11 protein-coding genes, 3 tRNA genes and 3 rRNA genes are annotated in these 23,327 nt (G+C 62.0%); 3 read left to right on the forward strand and 14 right to left on the reverse strand.

Annotated elements, in window-relative coordinates:
• Positions 1 to 61: 61 nt before the first annotated feature.
• From E7T10_RS13010 to E7T10_RS13025, 4 genes are all read right to left on the reverse strand, one after another.
• Positions 62 to 1,492, reverse strand: a complete 1,431-nt coding sequence (locus E7T10_RS13010; protein ID WP_137722136.1) for a sugar porter family MFS transporter — start codon at positions 1,490 to 1,492, stop codon at positions 62 to 64.
• A gap of 47 nt (positions 1,493 to 1,539) precedes the next feature.
• Positions 1,540 to 2,853, reverse strand: a complete 1,314-nt coding sequence (locus E7T10_RS13015) for a cation:proton antiporter (protein WP_137722137.1) — start codon at positions 2,851 to 2,853, stop codon at positions 1,540 to 1,542.
• Positions 2,854 to 2,885: 32 nt separating this feature from the next.
• Positions 2,886 to 5,411 carry an exo 1,3/1,4-beta-D-glucan glucohydrolase gene (locus E7T10_RS13020; RefSeq protein ID WP_137722138.1) on the reverse strand — a complete coding sequence of 842 codons (2,526 nt, stop codon included), beginning with the start codon at positions 5,409 to 5,411 and terminating at the stop codon, positions 2,886 to 2,888.
• A 152-nt stretch (positions 5,412 to 5,563) separates the two neighbouring features.
• Positions 5,564 to 6,607, reverse strand: coding sequence for a LacI family DNA-binding transcriptional regulator (locus tag E7T10_RS13025; protein ID WP_246846158.1), 1,044 nt, complete (start codon positions 6,605 to 6,607; stop codon positions 5,564 to 5,566).
• Between the two features lie 137 nt (positions 6,608 to 6,744).
• Here E7T10_RS13025 and E7T10_RS13030 point away from each other — a divergent pair, with 137 nt between their 5' ends.
• Both E7T10_RS13030 and E7T10_RS13035 read left to right on the forward strand, forming a co-directional pair.
• The gene (locus E7T10_RS13030; protein WP_137722140.1) at positions 6,745 to 8,271 is read left to right on the forward strand and encodes a tryptophan halogenase family protein; all 1,527 of its coding nucleotides are present in this window, start codon (positions 6,745 to 6,747) and stop codon (positions 8,269 to 8,271) included.
• The gene (locus E7T10_RS13035; protein WP_137722141.1) at positions 8,268 to 9,674 is read left to right on the forward strand and encodes a tryptophan 7-halogenase; all 1,407 of its coding nucleotides are present in this window, start codon (positions 8,268 to 8,270) and stop codon (positions 9,672 to 9,674) included. The genes E7T10_RS13030 and E7T10_RS13035 overlap by 4 nt, the downstream gene beginning before the upstream one ends.
• A 64-nt stretch (positions 9,675 to 9,738) precedes the next feature.
• Here the strand turns inward: E7T10_RS13035 and E7T10_RS13040 are convergent, their stop codons facing one another.
• The 3 genes from E7T10_RS13040 to E7T10_RS13050 form a co-directional block, all read right to left on the reverse strand.
• Positions 9,739 to 12,822 (reverse strand): TonB-dependent receptor, encoded by a 3,084-nt coding sequence (locus E7T10_RS13040; protein WP_137722142.1) that lies wholly within the window; start codon positions 12,820 to 12,822, stop codon positions 9,739 to 9,741.
• A 224-nt stretch (positions 12,823 to 13,046) separates the two neighbouring features.
• Complete coding sequence (locus E7T10_RS13045; protein WP_137722143.1) at positions 13,047 to 14,543, reverse strand: tryptophan halogenase family protein; 1,497 nt, start codon at positions 14,541 to 14,543, stop codon at positions 13,047 to 13,049.
• 313 nt (positions 14,544 to 14,856) lie between these two features.
• Positions 14,857 to 15,096: a hypothetical protein gene (locus tag E7T10_RS13050; protein ID WP_137722144.1), complete on the reverse strand. Its 240-nt coding sequence runs from the start codon at positions 15,094 to 15,096 to the stop codon at positions 14,857 to 14,859.
• A 544-nt stretch (positions 15,097 to 15,640) separates the two neighbouring features.
• Here E7T10_RS13050 and E7T10_RS13055 point away from each other — a divergent pair.
• Complete coding sequence (locus E7T10_RS13055; protein ID WP_137722145.1) at positions 15,641 to 16,042, forward strand: hypothetical protein; 402 nt, start codon at positions 15,641 to 15,643, stop codon at positions 16,040 to 16,042.
• A gap of 1,005 nt (positions 16,043 to 17,047) precedes the next feature.
• Here E7T10_RS13055 and E7T10_RS13060 read toward each other — a convergent pair.
• The 7 genes from E7T10_RS13060 to E7T10_RS13090 form a co-directional block, all read right to left on the reverse strand.
• Positions 17,048 to 17,124: transfer RNA gene (locus tag E7T10_RS13060), tRNA-Met, on the reverse strand.
• 87 nt (positions 17,125 to 17,211) lie between these two features.
• Positions 17,212 to 17,326 (reverse strand): 5S ribosomal RNA (gene rrf, locus E7T10_RS13065).
• Positions 17,327 to 17,411: 85 nt separating this feature from the next.
• Positions 17,412 to 20,190, reverse strand: a 23S ribosomal RNA gene (locus E7T10_RS13070).
• A 200-nt stretch (positions 20,191 to 20,390) separates the two neighbouring features.
• A tRNA-Ala gene (locus E7T10_RS13075) sits at positions 20,391 to 20,466 on the reverse strand.
• A 62-nt stretch (positions 20,467 to 20,528) separates the two neighbouring features.
• Positions 20,529 to 20,605 (reverse strand) — tRNA-Ile (locus tag E7T10_RS13080).
• A gap of 181 nt (positions 20,606 to 20,786) precedes the next feature.
• A 16S ribosomal RNA gene (locus tag E7T10_RS13085) occupies positions 20,787 to 22,247 on the reverse strand.
• Together the 16S, 23S and 5S rRNA genes with 3 tRNA genes alongside form the textbook arrangement of a ribosomal RNA operon.
• Positions 22,248 to 22,877: 630 nt before the next feature.
• The gene (locus E7T10_RS13090; protein WP_137722146.1) at positions 22,878 to 23,303 is read right to left on the reverse strand and encodes a CBS domain-containing protein; all 426 of its coding nucleotides are present in this window, start codon (positions 23,301 to 23,303) and stop codon (positions 22,878 to 22,880) included.
• Positions 23,304 to 23,327 lie beyond the last annotated feature (24 nt).

Consider the following 23,327-nt stretch of genomic DNA (forward strand, 5'->3'; position numbering starts at 1 on the left):
GTCGTTGCGAGCCTGAGACTTCCGCCGTTCTTCGGACGGCGGAAGCTAGCGTGTGAGACGCCTAGGCCATCTCTTCCAGTTCGCGACCGCGCGTCTCCTTCACCCAGGCCTGGACCAGGAAGAAGGAGATTAGGGCGCTGATCGCGTAGAAGCCGTAGGTGACGACCAAGCCGAGCGTCGCGGCCATCCAGGGGAAGCTGACCGAGATGGCGAAGTTGGCGATCCACTGGGCGAAGCCGGCGACGGCCAGGGCCGAACCGCGCATCTGGTTGGGGAACATCTCGCCCAGCATGACCCACATGACCGGGCCCCAGCTGAAGTTAAAGAAGACCACATAGGCGTTGGCCGCGATCAGGGCGATCAGGCCGGTTTGGTCGTCCAGGTGCAGCGATCCGTCGATCAGGGCGGCCTTGGAGAAGCACCAGGCGACGACAGCCAGGGTCACGAACATCCCGGCCGAACCGATCAGGAGCAGAGGCTTTCTGCCGATTTTGTCGATGACGGCGATGGCGGCCAGACAAGCGGCGATCGACAGGACGCCGGACAGGATGTTGATCTGAAGGGCGTCGTTTTCGGAGAAGCCGACCGACTGCCACAGCACCGCGCCGTAGTAGAAGACGATGTTGATGCCGACCAACTGCTGGAACACGGCTAGAATCAGGCCGGCCCAGACGATGGGGCGCACCTTCCTCGTCGCGGGGTCCAGCAGATCGGCGAACTTGGGCTTGTGATCGGCCGCCAGCGAGGCGCGGATTTCCTGGACCTTGCGCGCACCGGCGTCGGCGCCGAACAGCTTGGACAGGACTGTCGCGGCCTGGGCGTCCTTCTTCTTGACGACCAGGAAGCGCGGGCTTTCCGGGATGACCAGCAGGGCGATCAGATAGACGGCGGCGGGGATGACCTGCAGCCAGAACATCCAGCGCCAGGCGGGGAAGCCCAGCCAGAACTCCGCCGTCGATCCGCCGGCGGTCTTGGCCAGGGCGTAATTGGCCACGAACGCGCCGGTCAGGCCGGTGATGATCATGATCTGTTGCACCGACGACAGCCGGCCACGGATTGAGGCTGGCGTCACTTCGGAGATATAGGCCGGCGACAGAACCGAGGCCGCGCCCACGCCCAGGCCGCCGATGAACCGGGCGATGATGAAGTGGGCCGAGCTGTCGGCCGCGCCCGCCCAGAAGGCCGAGACGATGAACAGGGCGGCGGCGATCTGCATCACCGTGCGGCGGCCGATGGCGTCGGCCAGACGTCCCGCGATAAAGGCGCCGACGGCGCAGCCGAGCAGGATGGCGCCGACGTTGAAACCGGTGCCCAGGGCCGACAGGTTGAAGGCGGCCTCCAGCCCGTCCTGGGTGCCGTTGATGACGCCGGAATCATAACCGAACATGAAGCCGCCGATGGTGGCGACCGCCACGATCAGGGCGATGAAGGCCATGTTGACGCGGTCGTCGCCCGCGATGTCGGGGCCCGTGCCCCCCGTCGGTCCTGCCATCTCGATATTCCCTCCGAAAGCCCGAAAAATGGTTCGGGCGTTTATTGCTAAGCCCGCTGGCGTTCCGTGATACCCGGCATGTCGGGATCAGACTCGTTCAACTTGTTCAACCCGTCCAGCTCGCCCCGCGCCCTCGCTTTCCGGCCGTAAACCCATTCGAACAGGGGTGAGGCCATTAGCGTGGTGATGATGGCCATCAGCACCAGGATGGAGAACAGGGCCGGGCCGATGACGCCCTTTTGCAGGCCGATGTTGATGATGATCAGCTCCATCAGGCCGCGCGCGTTCATCAGGGCGCCGATGCCCATGGCCGTGGCGTTGTCCTGACCCGTCAGGCGGGCGGCGGCCCAGCAGGCGCCGCCCTTGGCCAGGATAGAGCCCAGCAGGATGACGACGGTCACGGCCAGCAGCCCCAGGCTGTTGACCATGGTCAGCTGTGTGTTCAGCCCCGAGAAGGTGAAGAACATCGGCAGCAGCACCAGCACGGCGAACGGCTCCAGCTGACGCTTCACCTCGTCGCTCAAGAGACCGCGCGGCATGGCGACACCTAGGATGAAGCCGCCGAAGACGGCGTGAATGCCCACCGCGTCCATGGCCCAGGCGCTGAGCATGAACAGGATCAGCACGATCCCCAGCACGGTCGGGCTGAGCCGCCGTTCCCGCTCCACGATCCGGCCCAGCGGCGCCAGCAGCTTCGGCCCCAGCGTCAGCATGAACAGGGCGAAGGCCCCGCCCCCCGCGATGGCTGTCACCGCCACCATCGGCCCAGCGCCGAAGCTGGCCAGGACGATGGCCAGGACGCACCAGGCGCCGGCGTCGTCGATGGCGCCGGCCGCCAGCGACAGCGAACCCAGCCGTGTGCCGCTGAGCCCCCTTTCATGAATGATGCGCGCCAGCATGGGGAAGGCCGTGATCGAGATGGCCGCGCCCATGAACAGCATGGCCTGCCAGGTCTGGATGCCCTGCCCGAACAGACCCTCAGCGACCAGCCAGGGCGCAAGGGCGACGGCGACCACGAAGGGCGCCGCCATGCCCGCGAGCGACACGGCGGCCGCACTTTTCGCATTGGCCCTGAAGTGGTCGCGACGGAAGCCCAGCCCGACCAGGAACATATAGAGGCCGACGCCCAACTGGGCGCCGACGAACAGGATCGACCGCGACTCCCTGGGGAACAGGGCCGCCTGAAAATCGGGCGCCAGCAGGCCGAACAGCGACGGGCCAAGGATCACCCCGGCGATCATTTCGCCCACCACCTGCGGCTGGCCGAGGTAGCGTTTGGCCAGCCAGCCCACGATGCGGCAGGCGGCGATGATGATCGCCATCTGCAGGAAGAAGGCCACGCTCAGTTCAGCATTGGTCATGCGGCCAGTTCCCCCCTTTGCCGAGCGCCAGCCTACTGCGTCGGACAGACGGCGTCGCCCTCGTTCGACGCCAGGCGGATATCCTCGACCGTGACCGCGAAGTCGGCGTTGGTGCGCAGGCCCCAGGGTTGGTCGACGGCGGCGATGTCGGCGCCGCGATCACGCAAGCACGAGAGCCGCACCTTCAACGTACGCCATTCGCCGACGGGGGCTGCGCCGATCAGGCCGGAGATATCGACCGAACCGGCGCCGAGCGTCAGGAAGACGGGCCCCTTGGGCCGGGCGTCCACGCGGTAGCGGAAGGCAATGGCCATTTCGCCGTTCGATTGACGCGTCAGATCGACCGGCTGCGCCACGATCATCGCCTGACCGCCGCCCTGCGAGAAGGTCAGGGCGCGGGCCGATTCCTGGCCTGCGCCGTCGGTGGCGCGCGCGGACACGCCGCCGCGCGGACTAGCGCCGCTCTTTTCAGCGCCGAGGCGAAAATCCCCACCCGCATCGCGCAGCATCAGCGACCAAGGCGCGACGAAGCGGCCATCGACGAAATAGCGATCCAGGCTGCCGCCGGCATTGGCGACGCCGCTGTCTTCCGACAGCAGACCGACGTGGGCGGTGCGCGCATAGGTCAGGCCGTAACCATAGGCGAATTGCGGGTCATAACCCGGCTGGCCCACGTTCAGCGGCTCACCCTTGGCCGTCTTGGGCCAGCTGAAGGACAGGGTTCCGGTAAAGTCGTTGCGGGGCTTGCCCGCCGCATCGCCGACCAGCACATCGGCGATCCCGCCGCCTTCCGTGCCCGGCAGCCATGCGGCCACAAAGGCATCGGACGCATTGATCTCGGGATTGGTCCACATCGGGCGGCCCGATAGGAAGACCGACACGGTCGGAATGCCCGCCGCCTTCAGGCGCTTCAACGTCTCAAGCGGTTCGGTCGGCAGGAAGTCCAGCGTGTCCACATCGCCCTGGAACTCGGCATAGGGCGTTTCGCCGAAGACGACGATGGCCACGTCGGGTTTCTGGGTGAAGGAGCCATCGGCGCTGAGCGTCGCTTGGCCGCCGCCGGCGGCGACCGCCTCGCGGATGCCGCCCCAGATCGACTGGCCGTTGGGGAAGTCGGCGTTCGAGTTGCCCGTGCCCTGCCATGTCAGGGTCCAGCCGCCCGAGGCCTGGCCGATATCGTCGGCGTGGCCGGCGACCAGCACCCGTGCACCGGCGTGGATCGGCAGCACCGAGCCTTCGTTCTTCAGCAACACCAGGGACTTGCGCACCGCTTCACGCGCCAGGGCGCGGTGGGCCGGCGAGCCCAGCTCGTTCAGATGTCCTTCGACCGGGCGGCTGTCGTTGAACAGGCCGGTCTTGACCTTGACGCGCAGGATGCGACGCACCGCCTCGTCCAGGCGCGCCATCGGGATTTCGCCCGACTTCACCTGGGCCAGGGTCGAGGCGTAGAGCGGCTTCCAGCTGTCGGGCGCCATGAACATGTCGATGCCGGCGTTGAAGGCCAGCGCGCAGCTTTCGTTCGAACATCCCGGCAGCTGGCCATGGGCGTTCCAATCCGACACCACGAAGCCGTCGAAGCCCAGCGGGCCGCGCAGCACGTCGGTCAGAATGGTCTCGTTGCCCGAGTGTTTGACGCCGTTCCAGCTGGAGAAGCTGGCCATGATCGACAGCACGCCGGCGTCGATGGCCTGGGGATAGCCGGACAGATGGGTGCGGATCAGCTCCTGTTCGGACCCGGCGAAGTCGCCTTGGTCCTTGCCGCCCGTGGTGCCGCCGTCGGCAAGGAAGTGTTTGGCCGAGCCGGCGATGTGGCCCGCCGCCAACGGACGATCAGCCGACAACGCGCCTTGCAGGCCGAGCGTCATCGGACCAGCGTAGCTTTTGGCGACCTCGGGGTTCTCGGCATAGCCTTCATACGTCCGGCCCCAGCGGTCGTCCTGGGGCACGGCCAGGGTCGGGCCAAAGGTCCAGTCGGCGCCGGTCACCGCCACTTCCAGCGCCGTCGCTTCACCGATGCGGCGGATCAGGTCGGGATCGCGCGCGGCGCCCAGGCCGATGTTGTGCGGAAAGATGGTGGCGCCGACGATGTTGTTGTGCCCATGCACCGCGTCGATGCCGTAGATCAGGGGCACCTTGGCGCCCGGTCGCTGGGCCGCAGCCGCACGGAAGGCTCGGGCCAGTTCGACCCATTTCTGCGCCGAGGCGCGCTCGTCGCCGCCAGGCGAGGAGTTGCCGCCCGCCAGGATCGAGCCCAGCGGATAGGTCAGCAGATCCTCAGGCTTGATCGAACCGATGTCGGCCTGGATCGTCTGCCCGACCTTCTCCTCCACCGTCATCCGGCTCATCAGCTCAGTGACGAAGGCTTCCGTCGCCGCATCCGTCACCGCCGCCGGCGAGGCCGCTCGGGGCCAAAGCGCCGGATGGGCGCGGGCCGCGTCTGTGACGATGGACGCCTGGGGCGCGACGGCCTGAACGGGACCTGCCCGAGCCATGCCGGGGTCGATCGCGCAGGCGCTCGACATGAGGGTGATCACCAGGGCGGTGGCGGCCTTGCGCATGGAGAGAGACCTGATCGCTGGGGCCACCGCGCCGCCCAAGCCAACCCCGGAGACGCGCCTTCAGGCCGATATGGACGTCCAAAGCACCGTTGGACAACGTCCACTGTGCCAAAGGCCTGACAGCGCTGTCAACACTTGTCAGATCGCTGACTTCAAAGCGCGATGCGAGCCGTGGACTGACGCGCAATCAGATCGTGCGCAACGATGACGCGCGCATGGGCGTCGCCGTTCAAAAGGCGGCGTAGCGGCGGGATCAGACGCTGAGCCGCAGCGGCCGCCATCTCCGCCACCGGCTGACGGATGGTGCTTAAATCCGGCGTGCTGAAACCCGCGCCAGGCGAATCGTCGAAACCGGCCACCGACAGATCGCCGGGCACCGACAGCCCCAGCTTCGCCGCACATTGCAGGACGCCGAGGGCCGTATCGTCGTTACTGGCGAAGATCGCCGTGATGTCGGGCGAGGTCTGGTGCAGTTTCTCCATCGCCAGCGCGCCGGAGTTGAAGGTGAAGTCGCCCTCCACCACCCAGGTCGGCGCCACATCCAGGCCCGCCTCTGCCATGGCGTCCCTGTAACCGGCCAGACGGCGCCGGCTGGCGCCATAGGCGACCGGCCCGGTCACGAAGGCGATCCGCGTGTGGCCGAGGTCGATAAGATGGCGGGTCATCTCCAATGCGGCGCGCCGTTCGTCCATCTCGATGCAGAAGCCCCGATCGAACGCCGCTTCCGCACCGATGCGGGCATAGGGCGTGCCGGCCGCGTCGAGAGCATCCATCACCACCGTATTGTCCGAGTTCGGCGGGGTCAGAATGACGCCTTCGGGACGGATGGAGTTCAACAGCGCCGCCAGATCGCGTTCGAGATCAGGCGAGTTATGATCCACCAGCTCGATCATCAGATGATAATCGACCTGGCGCGCCTCCATCAGGGCGCCGAACTCCAGACGCCCCAGATAGTCGCTTCCGCGCCCGCTCTTCCAATGTTCGATGGTCAGATCCGCGTCCACAAGGACCGCGATCAACGACGACGACGCCCCCGCCAGACTGCGCGCAGACAGGCTGCGTCGATAACCCAGAGACGCAGCCGCCTCCTCCACCTTGGTTCGCAGCGTGGGGCTGACGTTCGGCTCGTTGTTGAGCACACGCGACACGGACTTGATGGACACGCCCGCCTTCGCGGCCACGTCATAGATCGTCACCGTCGCCAAAATCCGTCCCCCTGCACGTCGCTCGAACCGCTTCTAACATCCCCGTTCGAAAAGGCGATGCCGACACAGCTTATGGTCAGGCTTGTCCATCGCTGTCATGCCAAAAAATGGTCTGCTAGACAGTCGATATGATGACCCAAACCGATGCCGGTCCGATCCGAAAAGTCGTCATCCTGGGCGGCGGGACGGCCGGCTGGATGACGGCCGCCGCCCTGTCTCATCGTCTGGCGGGCAGCCCCGTGTCGATCGAACTGGTCGAGTCCGACGAGATCGGCATCGTCGGCGTAGGCGAGGCCACCCTGCCCCACATCCGCGCCTTCAACACGGCCATGGGCATCGACGAGCAGACGTTGATCGACCAGACGCAGGCGACCTTCAAACTGGGCATCCAGTTCGTGGATTGGGGACGGCCCGGCGACAGCTACATCCATCCGTTCGGCGCCTATGGCGAACCGATCGAGGGGATCGATTTCCACCATGTCTGGGCCGCGCGCCGCGCCATGGGCGACGCCGCCGACATCAGCGATTACAGCTATCCGGTCAGGGCGGCCGAGGCGAACCGCTTCCAGCGGCCGGTTTCCGCCCCTGGCTCGATGCTCTCCACCTTCAGCTACGCCTTTCAGTTCGACGCCAGCCTCTACGCCGCCTTCCTGCGCCGGGTGTCGTGCGGGCGCGGCGTGCTCCGCACAGAGGGGAAGGTGGTCGATCATGTCCTGAATGGCGCGACGGGCGATGTCGACGCTATCGTCCTGTCGGACGGGCGCCGCATCACGGGCGACCTGTTCGTCGATTGCTCGGGCTTTCGCGGTCGGCTGATCAATCAGGCGCTGGAGACGACGTTCGAGGACTGGAGCCATTGGCTCCCCTGCGACAGCGCCTTCGCCGTGCCATGCCAGACGACGGCGCCGGTCGGCCCCTATACCCGCGCGACGGCCCGTGTGGCGGGGTGGCAATGGCGCATTCCGCTGCAACACCGCACCGGCAACGGCCACGTCTTCTCATCGGCCCATACTTCGGACGAGGACGCCGTGGCGACCCTAATGTCCAATCTGGAAGGCCCCGCGCTGGCCGAGCCGCGCCGACTGAGCTTCAAGACCGGGCGACGACACAAGCTGTGGAACCGAAACGTCGTCGCCATCGGCCTGTCCGGCGGCTTCTTGGAGCCGCTGGAATCTACCAGCATCTATCTGATTCAGTTGGGGATCACGACCTTTCTGGATCTGTTCCCCGACAGGGTCGGGATGGCGGCGGACGCCGAGGAATACAATCGGATCATGGCGCTAGAGTTCGACCGGATTCGTGACTTCCTCGTGCTGCACTATGTCGCCAACCAACGTGACGAGCCGTTCTGGCGCGAGATGCGAACCATGGCCTGGCCCGACAGCCTTTCGGCCAAGGTCGAGGCCTTCAAGTCGCGCGGCCTGCTGCCCGACTACGATATCGGCGTCTTCCTGCCACCCAGCTGGCTCGCCGTACTGGTGGGGCAGAACATCGTCCCGAACGGCTGGGATCCGCGCGTCGATCGGCTGGAACCACACGTCCTGTCCGACAAGCTGGCAGCCCTGCGCGACGACGTCCGATCAACCGTCGATCGAACGCCCGATCACATGACCTTCATCAGCGATGCGGCTGCGCGCGCAGGTAGCCTCCGATGAGCGGAACCGAAAAAATTTGGGTCATTCAGGGCGCCGGCTTAGCGGCTTGGGCGGCGGCCGCGCTGCTGGCCCGCCACCTGCCGTCTGGTAATTCGGTCCTGATCGAAGACGCTGTTTCCCCCGCACTCGGCGAAGAGTCTGAGGTCGTGATCGCCGAACCCGACGGCGTGCTCGTCCAGTTGTCGGACGGCGCCGACCTGTTGGCGCATGGCCACGGCGGCTTCTTCCTTGGCTCGCTGCTGCAAAACTGGCGCGAGGGGCGAGACGTCGCCGTCGCCGAGCAGGAGCCTCTGCCCGGGATCGATGGGGTCGCGCTGACGGACGTGGTGTTGCGCGCCTCACGTCAGTCGCCCGTCGCCCCCGACTATGCCGCGCTTCTGGCGCCGTTGCAGTTCCAGGCGCGCGTGATGGCGGCCGGTCGTTACGCCCATCCCAGCCCGGATAGGCAGTCGCCGCGCTCCCTTCTTCGCCCCAGACTGATGCTGGACGCGCGCGTTCTGACGGCGCGACTGCGGGACATCGCCCTGCGCGCTGGCGTGCGGGAGACGCCTGAAGATGGCCGTGAAGTCGAGGCCTTCATGACCCTGGAAACGCGAGCGAACGGAGTTTTCAGCGGCGACGGCGACTGGACCGCGCGCCTGGGCTACGACCGCTGTCTGACCATGCGCTACGTGGGCGGCGATCACACGCCGCGTCTGGACATGGCCAATCTGGTCGAAGGGCTGGCCAGTCGCAGCCCCCTGCCCGGCGGCGGCTTCGCCAGCCTGGCCTATGCCGCAGATCGCACGACCGCTGACGGCGCGAAGGCGGCGCTGGCGGCCTGGTTGGGCGACGTTGATGTCGCCACCCAGTCCGACGTCGTCCTCGCTCCCGGCCTGAACACGCATCCCTGGAGCGGCCGTCGTCTTGCTCTTGGTCCGGCGGCGGCGCGCTTTGGCGACGCTTTGAGCCTGGATAGCGCCGCGCTGGAGCGACAGCTCACACAACTGGTCGCATCGCTGCCGGGCACGTCCGAGCAGATTTCAGCCTGCGCCGAGGCCTACAATGAGGCGGTGGTTCGCGACATCGCGCACCGCGCGGACCAACTCCATCTTATCCTTCTGAACGGATCGCAAGGCCAGCGACTGGCCCCGGCTGGCGACGACCTGGCGCGTCGCATCGCTCAGTTCACGTCTCGCAACGCCGGCGTCGGCCTGGATGGCGATCCTTATGATGCTCAGCACTGGATAATGCTGATGGCTAGTCTGGGCCTGATGCCGCGCCGTTACGACATCCAGGCCGACCGTCTGGACATCAAGGCCGCCATGGCGTCGCTGGGACGAATGGTCATCGCTTTCGACCAGACCTTGGCCGCCCTGCCCGCCCATTCTCAGTTCATCGACCGGCTGCGCGAAGGCGGCTGATCCAGAACGAAAAAAGGGGCGTCGATCAAATCGACGCCCCAAGTCTTCGCTCAGACAAGAAGTCTTAGAAGGTGTAGCGCAGGCTGAACGTCACGCGGCGGTCGCTGCGGAAGTAGGATCGCGGCGCCAGCGGACCGGCCTGGTTTGCGCCGTTCAGGTTGTAGGACGTCTGCTGCTGCGTGACGGTGACCTCGTCCAGCAGGTTCGCGCCATACAGGCCGATCTTCCAGTTGTCGTTCAGCGTGTAGAAGATCGAACCGTCAAGCTGCCCCGTCGAGTCGTTAAAGATCGGCGAGAACGGGTTCACATCGTCGCGCGGCGTCAGCAGGAAGCCATTGCGCCAGTTGTAGGCCAGGCGCGCCGACAGACGATCCTTCTCGTAGAAGACCGAGAAGTTGTAGGTGTGTTTCGACAGTTGCTGCAGCGGCAGTTCCAGACCCACATAGCGCGGCTCGGTCACGGCATTGGGGAAGGTCGAAGGCTCGACGTAGGTGTAGTTCGCCTCGATCCCCAGCCCGCTCCACAGACCTGGCAGGAAGCTGTATGTCTGCTGATAACCGACTTCGAAGCCCTTGATCCAGCCTGAGCCGATATTGACCTGCTGGTTGACCTGGACGTCGGTGGAGACGCCCTGCGCGTTGCTGAACTGCTGGACGGTCGAGCCGCTGGCCAGAATGTCCGACAGGTCCTTGTAGAAGGCGTTGAAGGTCAGCGAGCTGCCCGGCTTGAAATACCATTCCACGCCAAGGTCGTAGTTCCACGAGCGCACGCCCGTCAGCTGCGATCCGCCAGTGAAGGTCGTCAGCAACGGGGCGGTGTTGACGTCGCCGCCGTTGTCCCGAACCTGATTCATGTCGGTGTAGAACAGGGTGGCGGCGAAGGCCGTCACGCCGAAGTCCGGGCGCGTCATGGCGCGCGACACCGCGCCGCGGAACACCCACTCCTTGTACTTCAGGTTGACGTTCAGGCTGGGCAGCCAGTCGTCATAGCTGTTGCCGCGCTCGATCTCTTGGAAGCTGCCGTCGCTGAACGCAACCAGCTGATTCAGACGGTCGTTCGACAGCAAACAGTAGCCCGGCGCCGACTGCCCCGGCTGGACGGTCGAGCACCGGAAACGGGCGATGGCCGCCGCATTGGCCTGTGTCACCGGAATGTTCTGACCCGGGAAGCGCGGATCGTTGCCGTTCGCATCACCGAAGTTCTGCGCGATGTTGGGGCTCGAGATGAAGCCGCGCGTCTGGAAGTCCGTCTTGGCGTAGCGAACACCCAGGTTGCCGGTGATGGCGGTGTCCGCGCCGAAGATGTCATCCCAACCGAAGTCGAACCGGACATAGGCCGATGTGGTCTGTTCGGCCGAGTTGTTGATATCCCCTGGCAGGAAGGGCGTGCCGGCGATGGCGCCCGGACGCTGATCCAGCGCACGCCAAGTCGAGCCCGAGCTGCTGGCTGCAGCCAGGGCCGCCTGCAGCGTGCCGTCCCGATAGGCCGCAATCAGATCGGCTGTCGGATAGAAGCCGTTCATCGGCGTCGGATTGTGACCGCGCTGGAAGTTGGGGAAGTCATAGGCTTCGACGGCCAACGGACCTGTGGTCTGGAACGGCGTGACACCGCCAGCCCAGCTTTCAGAAATCGCACCCCAGTTATAGGCGGTGTAGCGGCGGGTCTGCTCGCGGTCCGAATAGCGCGCACCCATGCGAATGGCGCGCAGCGGCGAGTTGTCGAAGTCGTATTTGACGTCGGCCTTAAACGCGGTCTGATCGCCGTCCGACTGCTCGATGTGATCCATGGCCGAACGATAATAGAAGTTCGACGGGCTGTTTGTGCTGGCCGACGGCTGGCCCGAGGCGTCAACGAACTGGATGTCCGGCACGCCGTGACGCCCCTCGCCGATCAGGGTGTAGAGCGGCGTGATGGCGCCATAGACGCTCATGTCCAGATCGTCGGCGCTGGCCTTGCTGTACTGCGCATCCAGCCAGATCGACAGACGATCCGTCGGATGGAATTCGGCGGCCAGAGAGAAGTCTTCGGTCAGGGTTTGCAGATCGCGCTGGCGCTTGGGCAGAACCTGTAGGTTCGGCGCATTGCTGACCAGCAGACCGCTCGTGAAGACGCCGTTGGAATCATAGGTGAACGACTGGCCCGGCAAGGGGGTCGGGTTGCCGCCGCTGCCCAGATCCACTTCGACCACGCGCTCGCCCCAGGCCGAGGTCGAGTCGGCGCGAATGTATTCGCCGGTCAGCTTGGCGCGGCCGTCGGTCGATTCCCATTGCAGCGAGCCATCCAAGGTCGAACGCGAACGGTCGAACTGCTGGGTCCGCACCGCGCCGCCGCGCGGGACGTATCGGCGATCCTCGCCGTTCGACAGATCGGACCGATAGGTGAAATCTGTCAGGTGGCTGCCGTAAGCTTCGGAATACAGGTCGGATTCGCCATAGCTCAGCAGGGCGCCGAACGAGCCGTACTGGGTGTCCCAGACGTTGCTGATCAGGGACGAGAAGCCCAGGCCCGGCTTTTCACGCAAATCGCCATAAGAGCCTTCCGCCGTCGCGCCGAAGACGAACTTGCGGCTGTCGAACGGCTTGCGGGTGCGCAGATCCACCACGCCGGCAATGCCGCCTTCGATCCGGTCGGCCGTGGCGTTCTTGAACACCTGAACACTGGACAGCAGTTCCGGCGACACGTCGTTGAAGCCCAGGGCGCGACCCGTGTTCACGCTGAAGGCGTCGCGGCCGTTGAACTCCGAGCGGACGTAAGAAAGGCCGCGAATGATGACGTTGGAGCCTTCGACCGAGAAGTGGTCGGGGTCGGTCGGGCCCTGGAAGCGGTTGATATTCACGCCGGGGATGCGCTGCAGCACCTCGTTGACCGACTTGTCCGGCAGGGCGCCGATGTCGTCGGCGGTCACGGCATCGACGAAGGTGTCGGAGTCGCGCTTGATCGCCTGCGATGAGGCGATCCGCGCGCGGATGCCGGTGACGACCACGTCGTCGACCTGCGCCGCATCGTCCGTGGCCGGGGCCGTCGTCTGCGGCGCCGGCGTCGATTGCGCGTGGGCGGCGGTGGCGCCGACCACGGCGACGGTCAACGCCAGGGCGGACACGGAACGGCGCAGCCCGCGCGCGGCGGGCGCATAGCCGGCTTGGAACATTTCTGACTTCACTTCTGATCCCCCCGAGGACGGTTCAGCCCGTCGCAATCGTTTCGACAGCCTTTATCGGCCGTCCGCGAGCGTGTTGGACTACCGATTGACAGCGATGTCAACGGCTCGCGACAAACTAGGCGCGTTTCTGTCGGCGACTTCAAAAGCGGTGCCCCGCACCTATGCAACGGACAACAGTCTGCTGACACGGCCTTAAGGCGCCAGCCGCGGCCTCAAAACGCCTTGCGATTCATCGTCGTCGCCAGAACATCTTCGTGCGTCGGCAAAGCGTCGGCCGTGCGCCAGATGCTGTCTCGGATCGCCGCCAGTCGGCTTAGATTGGCGTCGCGACTGATCACGTCGGAAATCGGGTGACGCCCGTGCGGCGTCAGCCCCTGCCCCACTGCGACCGCCAGCCAGCTCGATTCGGAAAAGATGTCATGGTCGCGCCTGACGATCCGACCCGTCTCCTCGAACAGGGCGATCTTGGCCACCAGCCGGTCCGGGATCGGCATGTCGCGCACCTGCTGCCAGAAAGCCCCTTCCCGCTGCGTAATCTTGTAGTGCAGGATCAAGAAGTCGCGGACAGTGACGAATTCCTCCTCCATCAGCGCGTTGAACTCGCGGCGAAGGCCCTCGCTGTCTTTGCGCGACGGAAACAGGGTGATCAGCTTGGTGATGGCGCTCTGGATCAGGTGAATGCTGGTCGATTCTAGCGGCTCGAGGAATCCGCTCGACAATCCAACCGCCACGCAGTTGCGCTTCCAGCAGTCCTTGCGCCTGCCCGTGGTGAACCGCAGGCGACGCGGCTCGGCCAGAGCCTTGCCCTCCAGCCGCGACATCAGCGCGTCCTCGGCGGCCTGATGCGAGAGATGCGCCGAGGAATAGACGTAGCCGTTGCCCACACGGTGTTGCAGCGGGATGCGCCATTGCCATCCTGCCTCGCGCGCCGTCGACCGCGTGTAGGGCGATAAGGGCTCCTCGCGCTCGCACGGCACGGCGACAGCGCTGTCACACGGGAGCCAAGAACTCCAGTCCTCATAGCCGGACTTCAACGCCTGCTCGATCAGAAGGCCGACGAAACCGGTGCAATCGATGAAGAAGTCGCCTTCGACGATGCGGCCGTCGTCCAGCTTGACGCCGGCGATATCTCCATCCGCCGCCTGCTGGACCTCGACCACCCGCCCCTCGTGGCGGACGACGCCCAGACCCTCCGCAAAGCGGCGCAGGAAGCCCGCATAGAGCGCCGCATCGAAATGATAGGCGTAGCCCAGGCTGGACAACGGCGACTGCGGCCCGCCCTGCGGATGAACGAAACGGCCACGGCGCGCGGCCTGCCAGGCCATGGAATAGGTTTCCAGCGGCTCCGACCTGCCTTCGGCGCAGGCTTTCAACCAGAAATGATGAAAGGCGATGCCTTCCATATCCAGCCCGAAGGCGCCGAACGGATGGAAATAGCGCTCGCCCTCGCGTCGCCAGCCGTCGAACTCGATCCCCAGCTTGAACGTCGCCTTGGTCTCCCGCAGGAAGTCCGCCTCGTCGATCCCCAGGCGCGCGTTGAACTTCAGGATTTCCGGGATCGTCGCCTCGCCCACGCCGATAATGCCGATGGCCTCAGATTCGACCAGGATCACGGTCTTGCCCGCGCCCTCGAACGAATGCGCCAGCGCCGCCGCCGCCATCCACCCCGCCGTCCCGCCGCCGACGATGACGATGCGATCTATGATCATGGATGGGTCAGCCAAGTTGCACCTCGGTCATGATTGTTGGGCTCGATCGCGGATTCACCGATGGCACTAGCTTGTTCCTTGATCGAAGTGGCGCGAAATCGACCATCACACTTGTTGGATCTATGTGGTCGGCCATTTCTAGAATGTCGCCAAGCGTAACGACGTACCCGTCATCACTCAGCAATTTCGGCAATGAGTGAGTAGCAGACAGGAGCACAGCGCCGGTGAGCGAGCGCAAGAACGTCGTCGATTAGGCCAACATTGCAGCCGCCAGCAAGGCGCAAACATCGACGGCCTTGCAGCCTCACAAGACCTAAACGACGCTGCGGCCATCTGAAGACCGCAGGCCGTCGCCATCGACGGTGACGCGGCTGTCCAACGGCGCGATCAAATGAGCTGAGATGTCGCCAAGCACTCGGGTGAACGGCTGGACAAAGCCAGCCGCCGCCCAAGGTGTCACCAGCACATAGAAGATGGCCAGGGCGATCAGGCCGGACAGTCCAAGGAACTGCGCGGCCGGGCTTCGAAGCGTCGCAAAGCGTTGTTTAGGCACCAAATCATTCTACGACGTTGAAAGTAGAGTGCGGCACCGCCGGCCAAGAAACTGCCGGACAGTATCATAGCCCACTCGCTCATCGTCAGGATTGCTGCCGGCGCGGCAGCAGCGGGCGCGCCAACGACAAGGGCCATGGCAGAGGCCAGAAACTTCTTATTCATGACATTCCCCATTTCGAGTTCGACGCCGTAGCGAGCCATCGGGCAGGGCTTGTAATCAAAAAGCGCCAGACATTCCGGCAACCTGTACAAGGACGAACACCGTTGGATGACGGCCGTTCTGACAGCGATGGCGACCCGTCCGATGATCTCCGCGCCCGGCCGAGCCAGACGTTGCAGCTCGGGTACGAGCCGCGACGCTTGCGGCTCAGCTCAGACGTCGAAGGCCAAGCAGGTTGAGACCTTTAGTCAGGAGTTGGCATGTCTGGCACAATCGTGTCGCCGTGCGTTCTGATCCAGCGGCCCAATCGGCAAGCATGCCTCCCGTCACGAGACTCAAATGTAACCCTTGCACCGCGCGGGATTTCGTATCGGACCACGGGATGTTCGCCCTGCTGCACTGTGAGTACACGCGCCCGCGGGAAGGTGCAGTACATGCTTCCAACGTATTGCTGGCTGCAGTTCACGGACCCCTGGTCCGTTTCGATGAAGACATCGCCCACGCTAATCCGATTGAAGTGGCGGCCATGCACAAGTTCCTGCTGCACCGCAGCCAGCGGGCAAGGGACAGTCTCGGGCGGATGTGGGGGGACGTAGACATGGCCGAGATACTGGCCCATCACAGCGATCGCGATCAGCGACATTTCAAAACTTTAATCTTGACGAGTGTTGACTTTCAACAGGCGCGCGCGCCCTCGCAGCTAGCAGAAATAGGCCGTCGCCTTTGCGCAACCGCCGACGGATCGGCATGTTCAGCGACCAGCCGAAAGGCTAGCGTCGATTGAGCGTTCGCCATTACGCACATCCGAACTGACGGTGGGAAAGCGTTCGGAGTGCACCCTGCATCGGACCTTCGTCCGATTGAGGTGATCCCTGTACGCGCGTCGAACCTCAGAGCGCGTTAGTCCGTCGAGGTCAAAGAGAAGTTTGAAGTCTGCGCGCTCTAACTCTCTCCCTTGATTGTAAGCGGCTTGGAGATTTTCGGACGTCCATCCTTCTGTTAAGGCTCTCGCTTCGAAGCCATCGACGATGCCGCGGGCGGCTGTCTGGTTCACCCCATAGCCGTAGTCACGGCAGATCGCGACGGCGGTTGAGAGCCGACCCAGCCAAACGCCTTCCTCGGCCAAAGCGGGAGCTTGTGACGCAACTTGGGCGGCTGCGAACATGGCGGCGAAAAACAAGACAATTCTCCTTTGGTCACCTAGATGATCACGCGAGGTTGCGAATGTCGAGCATTCAGCCCTCGACTAGAAACCGATTTCGGTCCAACCCTTCGCCGCCGATAGGCGCGTATCTAAGTGGGCTGCGGCTGCGGCCAATGTCCGCAACGGGTCGATTTCGGTCACAGGCTTTGGCGCCAAAAGTGGTCGTCAATTTTCTAGCCTATATGCGGTTGTTGGCGACCGGCGATGAAGGGCGAACCGCTTCGCTTCGGATAAGTTTTGCAGACCACACCACGTTTTTCTCGGGCCTGAAAATCACGAGATGCCCACCGGCCTCATCGATCTGCAAGCGGGCGTCGAGCTACTGCCCGGACGTTCGGTAGAGACGCCTATCTCACTCTGGTCATGGCCACGCCTTGCCGTTGAGATCTATGCTGGCAGTGAGTGGACCATCCACGAGGGCCCATCGACCGCATGGATTTCTATCTGTTGGAAGGTCTAGACAAGCTCGACCTGCAGATGCATGGAAGCTTGGCGTGTTGCTGGTTCTGAATGAAGCCCGGACAGCAAAAAGCCCCGCCGGTTTGGGCGGGGCTTCTGGGATCCCCACAGGGTGTGAGGTTGATCTGGGTGCGGGAGTAGGATTTGAACCTACGACCTTCAGGTTATGAGCCTGACGAGCTACCGGGCTGCTCCATCCCGCGGCAAACGGTAGTGTATCGTGAAGGAAGAGCGGTTCGAGAAGGACCGCGACTGCGGTTTTTGTTCATCATCGGCTGTCCGCCTGGTAGACCCGGCGGCGACCTACTCTCCCGCGCCTTGAGACGAAGTACCATTGGCTCTGGAGGGCTTAACGACCGAGTTCGGAATGGGATCGGGTGGGGAACCTCCGACATAGCCACCAGGTCAACCAGGGGGACAGCGGATGATGAGAAGACATTGTCTGCGATCGTTCTGGTCTGAACGATCATCGAATGAGTTTTGCTGAGAAACGATCAAACCGATCGGATTATTAGTACCAGTAAGCTTCATGGGTCGCCCCACTTCCACACCTGGCCTATCAACGTGGTAGTCTTCCACGATCCTCAGCGAAGCCTTGTTTTGAGGTTAGTTTCCCGCTTAGATGCTTTCAGCGGTTATCTATTCCATACTTAGCTACCCTGCTGCACAGCTGGCGCCATGACAGGTACACCAGAGGTATGTCCATCCCGGTCCTCTCGTACTAGGGACAGATCCTCTCAAGCTTCGAACACCCACGGCAGATAGGGACCAAACTGTCTCACGACGTTCTGAACCCAGCTCACGTACCACTTTAAATGGCGAACAGCCATACCCTTGGGACCTGCTCCAGCCCCAGGATGTGATGAGCCGACATCGAGGTGCCAAACTTTGCCGTCGATATGGACTCTTGGGCAAAATCAGCCTGTTATCCCTAGAGTACCTTTTATCCGTTGAGCGATGGCCCTTCCACTCGGGACCACCGGATCACTATGGCCGACTTTCGTCTCTGCTCGACTTGTCAGTCTCGCAGTCAGGCGGGCTTATGCCATTGCACTCGACGACCGATTTCCGACCGGTCTGAGCCCACCATCGCGCGCCTCCGTTACACTTTAGGAGGCGACCGCCCCAGTCAAACTACCCACCACGCCATGTCCCGGGACCGGATAACGGCCCTCGGTTAGACGTCAACGACAGTAAGGGTGGTATTTCAAGGACGACTCCACCAGAGCTGGCGCCCCGGTTTCATAGTCTCCCACCTATCCTACACATACGGTCGCTAACGCCAAGGCGAAGCTATAGTAAAGGTTCATAGGGTCTTTCCGTCTGACCGCGGGAACCCCGCATCTTCACGGGGAATTCAATTTCACTGAGCCTATGCTGGAGACAGTGGGGAAGTCGTTACGCCATTCGTGCAGGTCGGAACTTACCCGACAAGGAATTTCGCTACCTTAGGACCGTTATAGTTACGGCCGCCGTTTACCTGGGCTTCAGTTCGACGCTTTCACATCTCCCTTTAACCTTCAGGCACCGGGCAGGCGTCAGACCCTATACGTCGCATTGCTGCTTCGCAGAGCCCTGTGTTTTTGCTAAACAGTCGCTACCCCCTGGCTTGTGCCACTCAGTCCTGCTTGCGCAAGGTGAGTCACGCTTATTCCGAAGTTACGCGTGCAATTTGCCGAGTTCCTTCAGCATAGTTCTCTCAAACGCCTTGGTATGCTCTACCTGACCACCTGTGTCGGTTTCGGGTACGGTCTCTGCTGGAGTTATTTCCTGGGACAACGCCCCCGCACACACAATCCAATAAGTGGGTACGAGTTAAGCCATCCGTCACTTCCAGCTGGTGCAGGAATATTTACCTGCTTCCCATCGACTACGCTTTTCAGCCTCGCCTTAGGGGCCGACTAACCCTGCGCAGATTAGCTTTACGCAGGAACCCTTGGTCTTTCGGCGAGAGTGTCTCTCACACTCTTATCGTTACTCATGTCAGCATTCTCACTTCCGATACCTCCAGCCAGGCTCACGCCTGACCTTCACCGGCCTACGGAACGCTCCGCTACCGCTTGCAGTAAACTGCAAACCCATATCTTCGGCGCACGGCTTGAGCCCCGTTACATTTTCCGCGCAGGATCGCTTGATCAGTGAGCTGTTACGCTTTCTTTAAAGGATGGCTGCTTCTAAGCCAACCTCCTGATTGTCAAAGCAATCCCACATCGTTTCCCACTTAGCCGTGACTTGGGGGCCTTAGATGATGGTTAGGGTTGTTTCCCTTTTCACGACGGACGTTAGCACCCGCCGTGTGTCTGCCCGATAGTTCTCTTGGGTATTCGGAGTTTGGTTAGTATTGGTACCGCTCGCGCAGCCCGCAACCATCCAGTGCTCTACCCCCCAAGGAATTCGTCGGACGCTCTACCTAAATAGATTTCGCGGAGAACCAGCTATGTCCAGGTTTGATTGGCCTTTCACCCCTATCCACAAGTCATCCCAGAATTTTTCAACATTCACGGGTTCGGTCCTCCAGTTGGTGTTACCCAACCTTCAACCTGCTCATGGATAGATCACCTGGTTTCGGGTCGTCATACGTCGAACTTAGCGCCCTATTCAGACTCGCTTTCGCTGCGCCTACACCTAACGGCTTAAGCTTGCTCGACACATGAAGTCGCTGACCCATTATACAAAAGGTACGCCGTCACCGCGCTTGGCGGCTCCGACTGCTTGTAGGCTTCCGATTTCAGGATCTGTTTCACTCCCCTTGTCGGGGTGCTTTTCACCTTTCCCTCACGGTACTTGTTCACTATCGGTCGTAGAGGAGTACTTAGGCTTGGAGGGTGGTCCCCCCATGTTCAGACAGGATTTCACGTGTCCCGCCCTACTCGAGTCTCTTGCTGTTTGATGACTACGGGGCTTTCACCCACTATGGCCGACCTTTCCAGATCGTTCGTCTTTATTTCACAAGAGCACTGGCCTGGTCCCGGTTCGCTCGCCACTACTACGGGAGTCTCGGTTGATGTCCTTTCCTCCGGGTACTGAGATGTTTCAGTTCCCCGGGTTCGCTTAATGAAGCCTATGTATTCAGCTCATTATACCTTTCAACAATCCGCCAATCGCTGCCCCGAAGAGCAGAGTTGGAAGACTGTAAAGGTGGGTTTCCCCATTCGGAAATAACCGGATCAAAGGGTGCTAGCGCCTCCCCGGTTCTTATCGCAGCTTGCCACGTCCTTCATCGCCTCTCTACGCCAAGGCATCCGTCAGAAGCCCTTCAACGTTTGATCGTTTCTCAGCAAAACTCATGCTTGGTTTATTCCGCCCGACTGGAAAGATGCCGGGGGACCAAGCCTGATTTTTGTCAGACAATGTCTTCTTCTCGAACAGGACCTAAAAGCTCAGGGGAGCCGGTCACGTTCTTCCTTTACGATATCAATGCACGCCAACCCGAAGGCCGACGGCAAACTTGAATGCGATCACAAGATCCTGGTGGAGCCAGACGGAGTCGAACCGACGACATCCTGCTTGCAAAGCAGGCGCTCTACCAACTGAGCTATGGCCCCTTCTCAGGGTGTAGCCAGGAGAGCTGTCGACGATACTGCCATGAGCTGGAGTCCAGCAGGGCTGGTAGGCCCGGGCAGACTCGAACTGCCGACCTTACGCTTATCAGGCGTACGCTCTAACCACCTGAGCTACGGGCCTATGGCAGCGACAGCCGGGTCATAAACACCCAGGCTCGCGATCGCGTCACCAACTCAACGACCCGTATGGTCGAGGCGTCGATGACGAAAGTGGAAAGAGAAACGGAGACGGCGGCGTTCCGCCGTTTAGTGGAGCCTCAATAGACAGTCTCGTGAGAGACGGCCTGGAGAAGCATCCTTAGAAAGGAGGTGATCCAGCCGCAGGTTCCCCTACGGCTACCTTGTTACGACTTCACCCCAGTCGCTGACCCTACCGTGGTCGCCTGCCTCCTTGCGGTCAGCGCAGCGCCTTCGGGTAGAACCAACTCCCATGGTGTGACGGGCGGTGTGTACAAGGCCCGGGAACGTATTCACCGCGGCATGCTGATCCGCGATTACTAGCGATTCCAACTTCATGCCCTCGAGTTGCAGAGGACAATCCGAACTGAGACGACTTTTAAGGATTAACCCTCTGTAGTCGCCATTGTAGCACGTGTGTAGCCCACCCTGTAAGGGCCATGAGGACTTGACGTCATCCCCACCTTCCTCCGGCTTAGCACCGGCAGTCCCATTAGAGTTCCCAACTAAATGATGGCAACTAATGGCGAGGGTTGCGCTCGTTGCGGGACTTAACCCAACATCTCACGACACGAGCTGACGACAGCCATGCAGCACCTGTGTCCTAGTCCCCGAAGGGAAAGCCACGTCTCCGTGGCGGTCCAGGCATGTCAAAAGGTGGTAAGGTTCTGCGCGTTGCTTCGAATTAAACCACATGCTCCACCGCTTGTGCGGGCCCCCGTCAATTCCTTTGAGTTTTAATCTTGCGACCGTACTCCCCAGGCGGATTGCTTAATGCGTTAGCTGCGTCACCGAAATGCATGCATCCCGACAACTAGCAATCATCGTTTACGGCGTGGACTACCAGGGTATCTAATCCTGTTTGCTCCCCACGCTTTCGAGCCTCAGCGTCAGTAATGAGCCAGTGTGTCGCCTTCGCCACTGGTGTTCTTCCGAATATCTACGAATTTCACCTCTACACTCGGAGTTCCACACACCTCTCTCATACTCAAGACACCCAGTATCAAAGGCAATTCCGAGGTTGAGCCCCGGGATTTCACCCCTGACTTAAATGTCCGCCTACGCTCCCTTTACGCCCAGTAATTCCGAGCAACGCTAGCCCCCTTCGTATTACCGCGGCTGCTGGCACGAAGTTAGCCGGGGCTTCTTCTCCGGGTACCGTCATTATCGTCCCCGGTGAAAGAATTTTACAATCCTAAGACCTTCATCATTCACGCGGCATGGCTGCGTCAGGCTTTCGCCCATTGCGCAAGATTCCCCACTGCTGCCTCCCGTAGGAGTTTGGGCCGTGTCTCAGTCCCAATGTGGCTGATCATCCTCTCAGACCAGCTACTGATCGTCGCCTTGGTGAGCCTTTACCTCACCAACTAGCTAATCAGACGCGGGCCGCTCTAAAGGCGATAAATCTTTCCCCCGAAGGGCACATTCGGTATTAGCACAAGTTTCCCTGAGTTATTCCGAACCTAAAGGCACGTTCCCACGTGTTACTCACCCGTCCGCCACTAACTCCGAAGAGTTCGTTCGACTTGCATGTGTTAGGCCTGCCGCCAGCGTTCGCTCTGAGCCAGGATCAAACTCTCAGGTTGAGTTGACTTCTGACCTAAGCATCGGACCGACCGAAGTCGTCCTTGGCATTAGTTCTACGTATTTTATTGACGAGTTCCCACGTCATCGATCCGAAGACCGACGCATGGTATCTTTTCAAAAAGACCGCAGATAGTCAGTGTCGTATGATAGTCTCTGAGGACTATCGCAAGAACACCGCCGCCTGCGTTTCTCTTTCCAAATCAACAATGTCAAAGACCCTGGAACCTCCGAAGAGGCCCGACCGTTTAACGCCGTGTCGTCGGCGGAGGCGGCGATTTAGAGAACCGCAAACCCCGTGTCAACCGCTCTTTTCAGAGATCTTTCGGAGAGAAGAGCGAACCCTTCAGACCGCAAGAAACCACCGGAGGAAAGCGAGGCTTACCTCTAAAAACCCGTCGGCGATTCGATTGGAGCGCGGAACCTAGTGAAACCAACCGATGAAAGCAAGAAGTTTTTCGCTTCTTTCTTCCGTGGGACCTAGGAGATCTTCACCCCCGCGGCCCCGCCGGCCAGCCCGTTTCCGAGCGAGGCGGCTCTATACGGAGAGGCGGATTTGTCAGCAAGCGGATTCTGACAGGAGAAGGGAAGTTTCTCGCAAAACCGGGATCGGCAAACGGCGCGCGCCCCGCTCAGCCTGCAATATAGGTTCGCAAGCTTTCGGCCTCATGAGCGTGTTCGGCGATCTGGCACTTCACCACGTCGCCAATGGAGATGACGCCGACCAGACGATCCGCCTGCATCACCGGCAGATGCCGGATGCGCCGATCGGTCATGCGGGTCATCAAGGCCGACATCTCCTCGGCCGGTTCGGCATAGATCACCTTGGCCGTCATATAGTTGGCGGCCGGACGAGCCAGCGCATCGGCGCCATCGGCCGCCAACGCCTTCACCACATCGCGTTCGGAAAACACCCCGACCACCTTGTCGCCGTCACAGACGACCAGCGCCCCGACCCGCTTCTGCTCCAGTTCTTCGCAAGCCTGCGTCACCGTCAGATCCGGCGCGATGGAGAAGACGGCGTTTCCCTTGGTCTTGAGGATTTCGGCGACGAACATCGCGGTCCCTTCTCTCTATAAGAG

Origin of the sequence: Brevundimonas sp. SGAir0440, assembly GCF_005484585.1 — a bacterium.
GTDB lineage: Bacteria > Pseudomonadota > Alphaproteobacteria > Caulobacterales > Caulobacteraceae > Brevundimonas.

Coding starts and splice junctions, on each gene's coding strand:
- E7T10_RS13015 (WP_137722137.1), bottom strand. CDS start 2,853: ATGACCAATGCTGAACTGAGCGTGGCCTTCTTCCTGCAGATGGCGATC.
- E7T10_RS13045 (WP_137722143.1), bottom strand. CDS start 14,543: ATGATCATAGATCGCATCGTCATCGTCGGCGGCGGGACGGCGGGGTGG.
- E7T10_RS13040 (WP_137722142.1), bottom strand. CDS start 12,822: ATGTTCCAAGCCGGCTATGCGCCCGCCGCGCGCGGGCTGCGCCGTTCC.
- E7T10_RS13055 (WP_137722145.1), top strand. CDS start 15,641: ATGTTCGCCCTGCTGCACTGTGAGTACACGCGCCCGCGGGAAGGTGCA.
- E7T10_RS13035 (WP_137722141.1), top strand. CDS start 8,268: ATGAGCGGAACCGAAAAAATTTGGGTCATTCAGGGCGCCGGCTTAGCG.
- E7T10_RS13010 (WP_137722136.1), bottom strand. CDS start 1,492: ATGGCAGGACCGACGGGGGGCACGGGCCCCGACATCGCGGGCGACGAC.
- E7T10_RS13020 (WP_137722138.1), bottom strand. CDS start 5,411: ATGCGCAAGGCCGCCACCGCCCTGGTGATCACCCTCATGTCGAGCGCC.
- E7T10_RS13090 (WP_137722146.1), bottom strand. CDS start 23,303: ATGTTCGTCGCCGAAATCCTCAAGACCAAGGGAAACGCCGTCTTCTCC.
- E7T10_RS13030 (WP_137722140.1), top strand. CDS start 6,745: ATGATGACCCAAACCGATGCCGGTCCGATCCGAAAAGTCGTCATCCTG.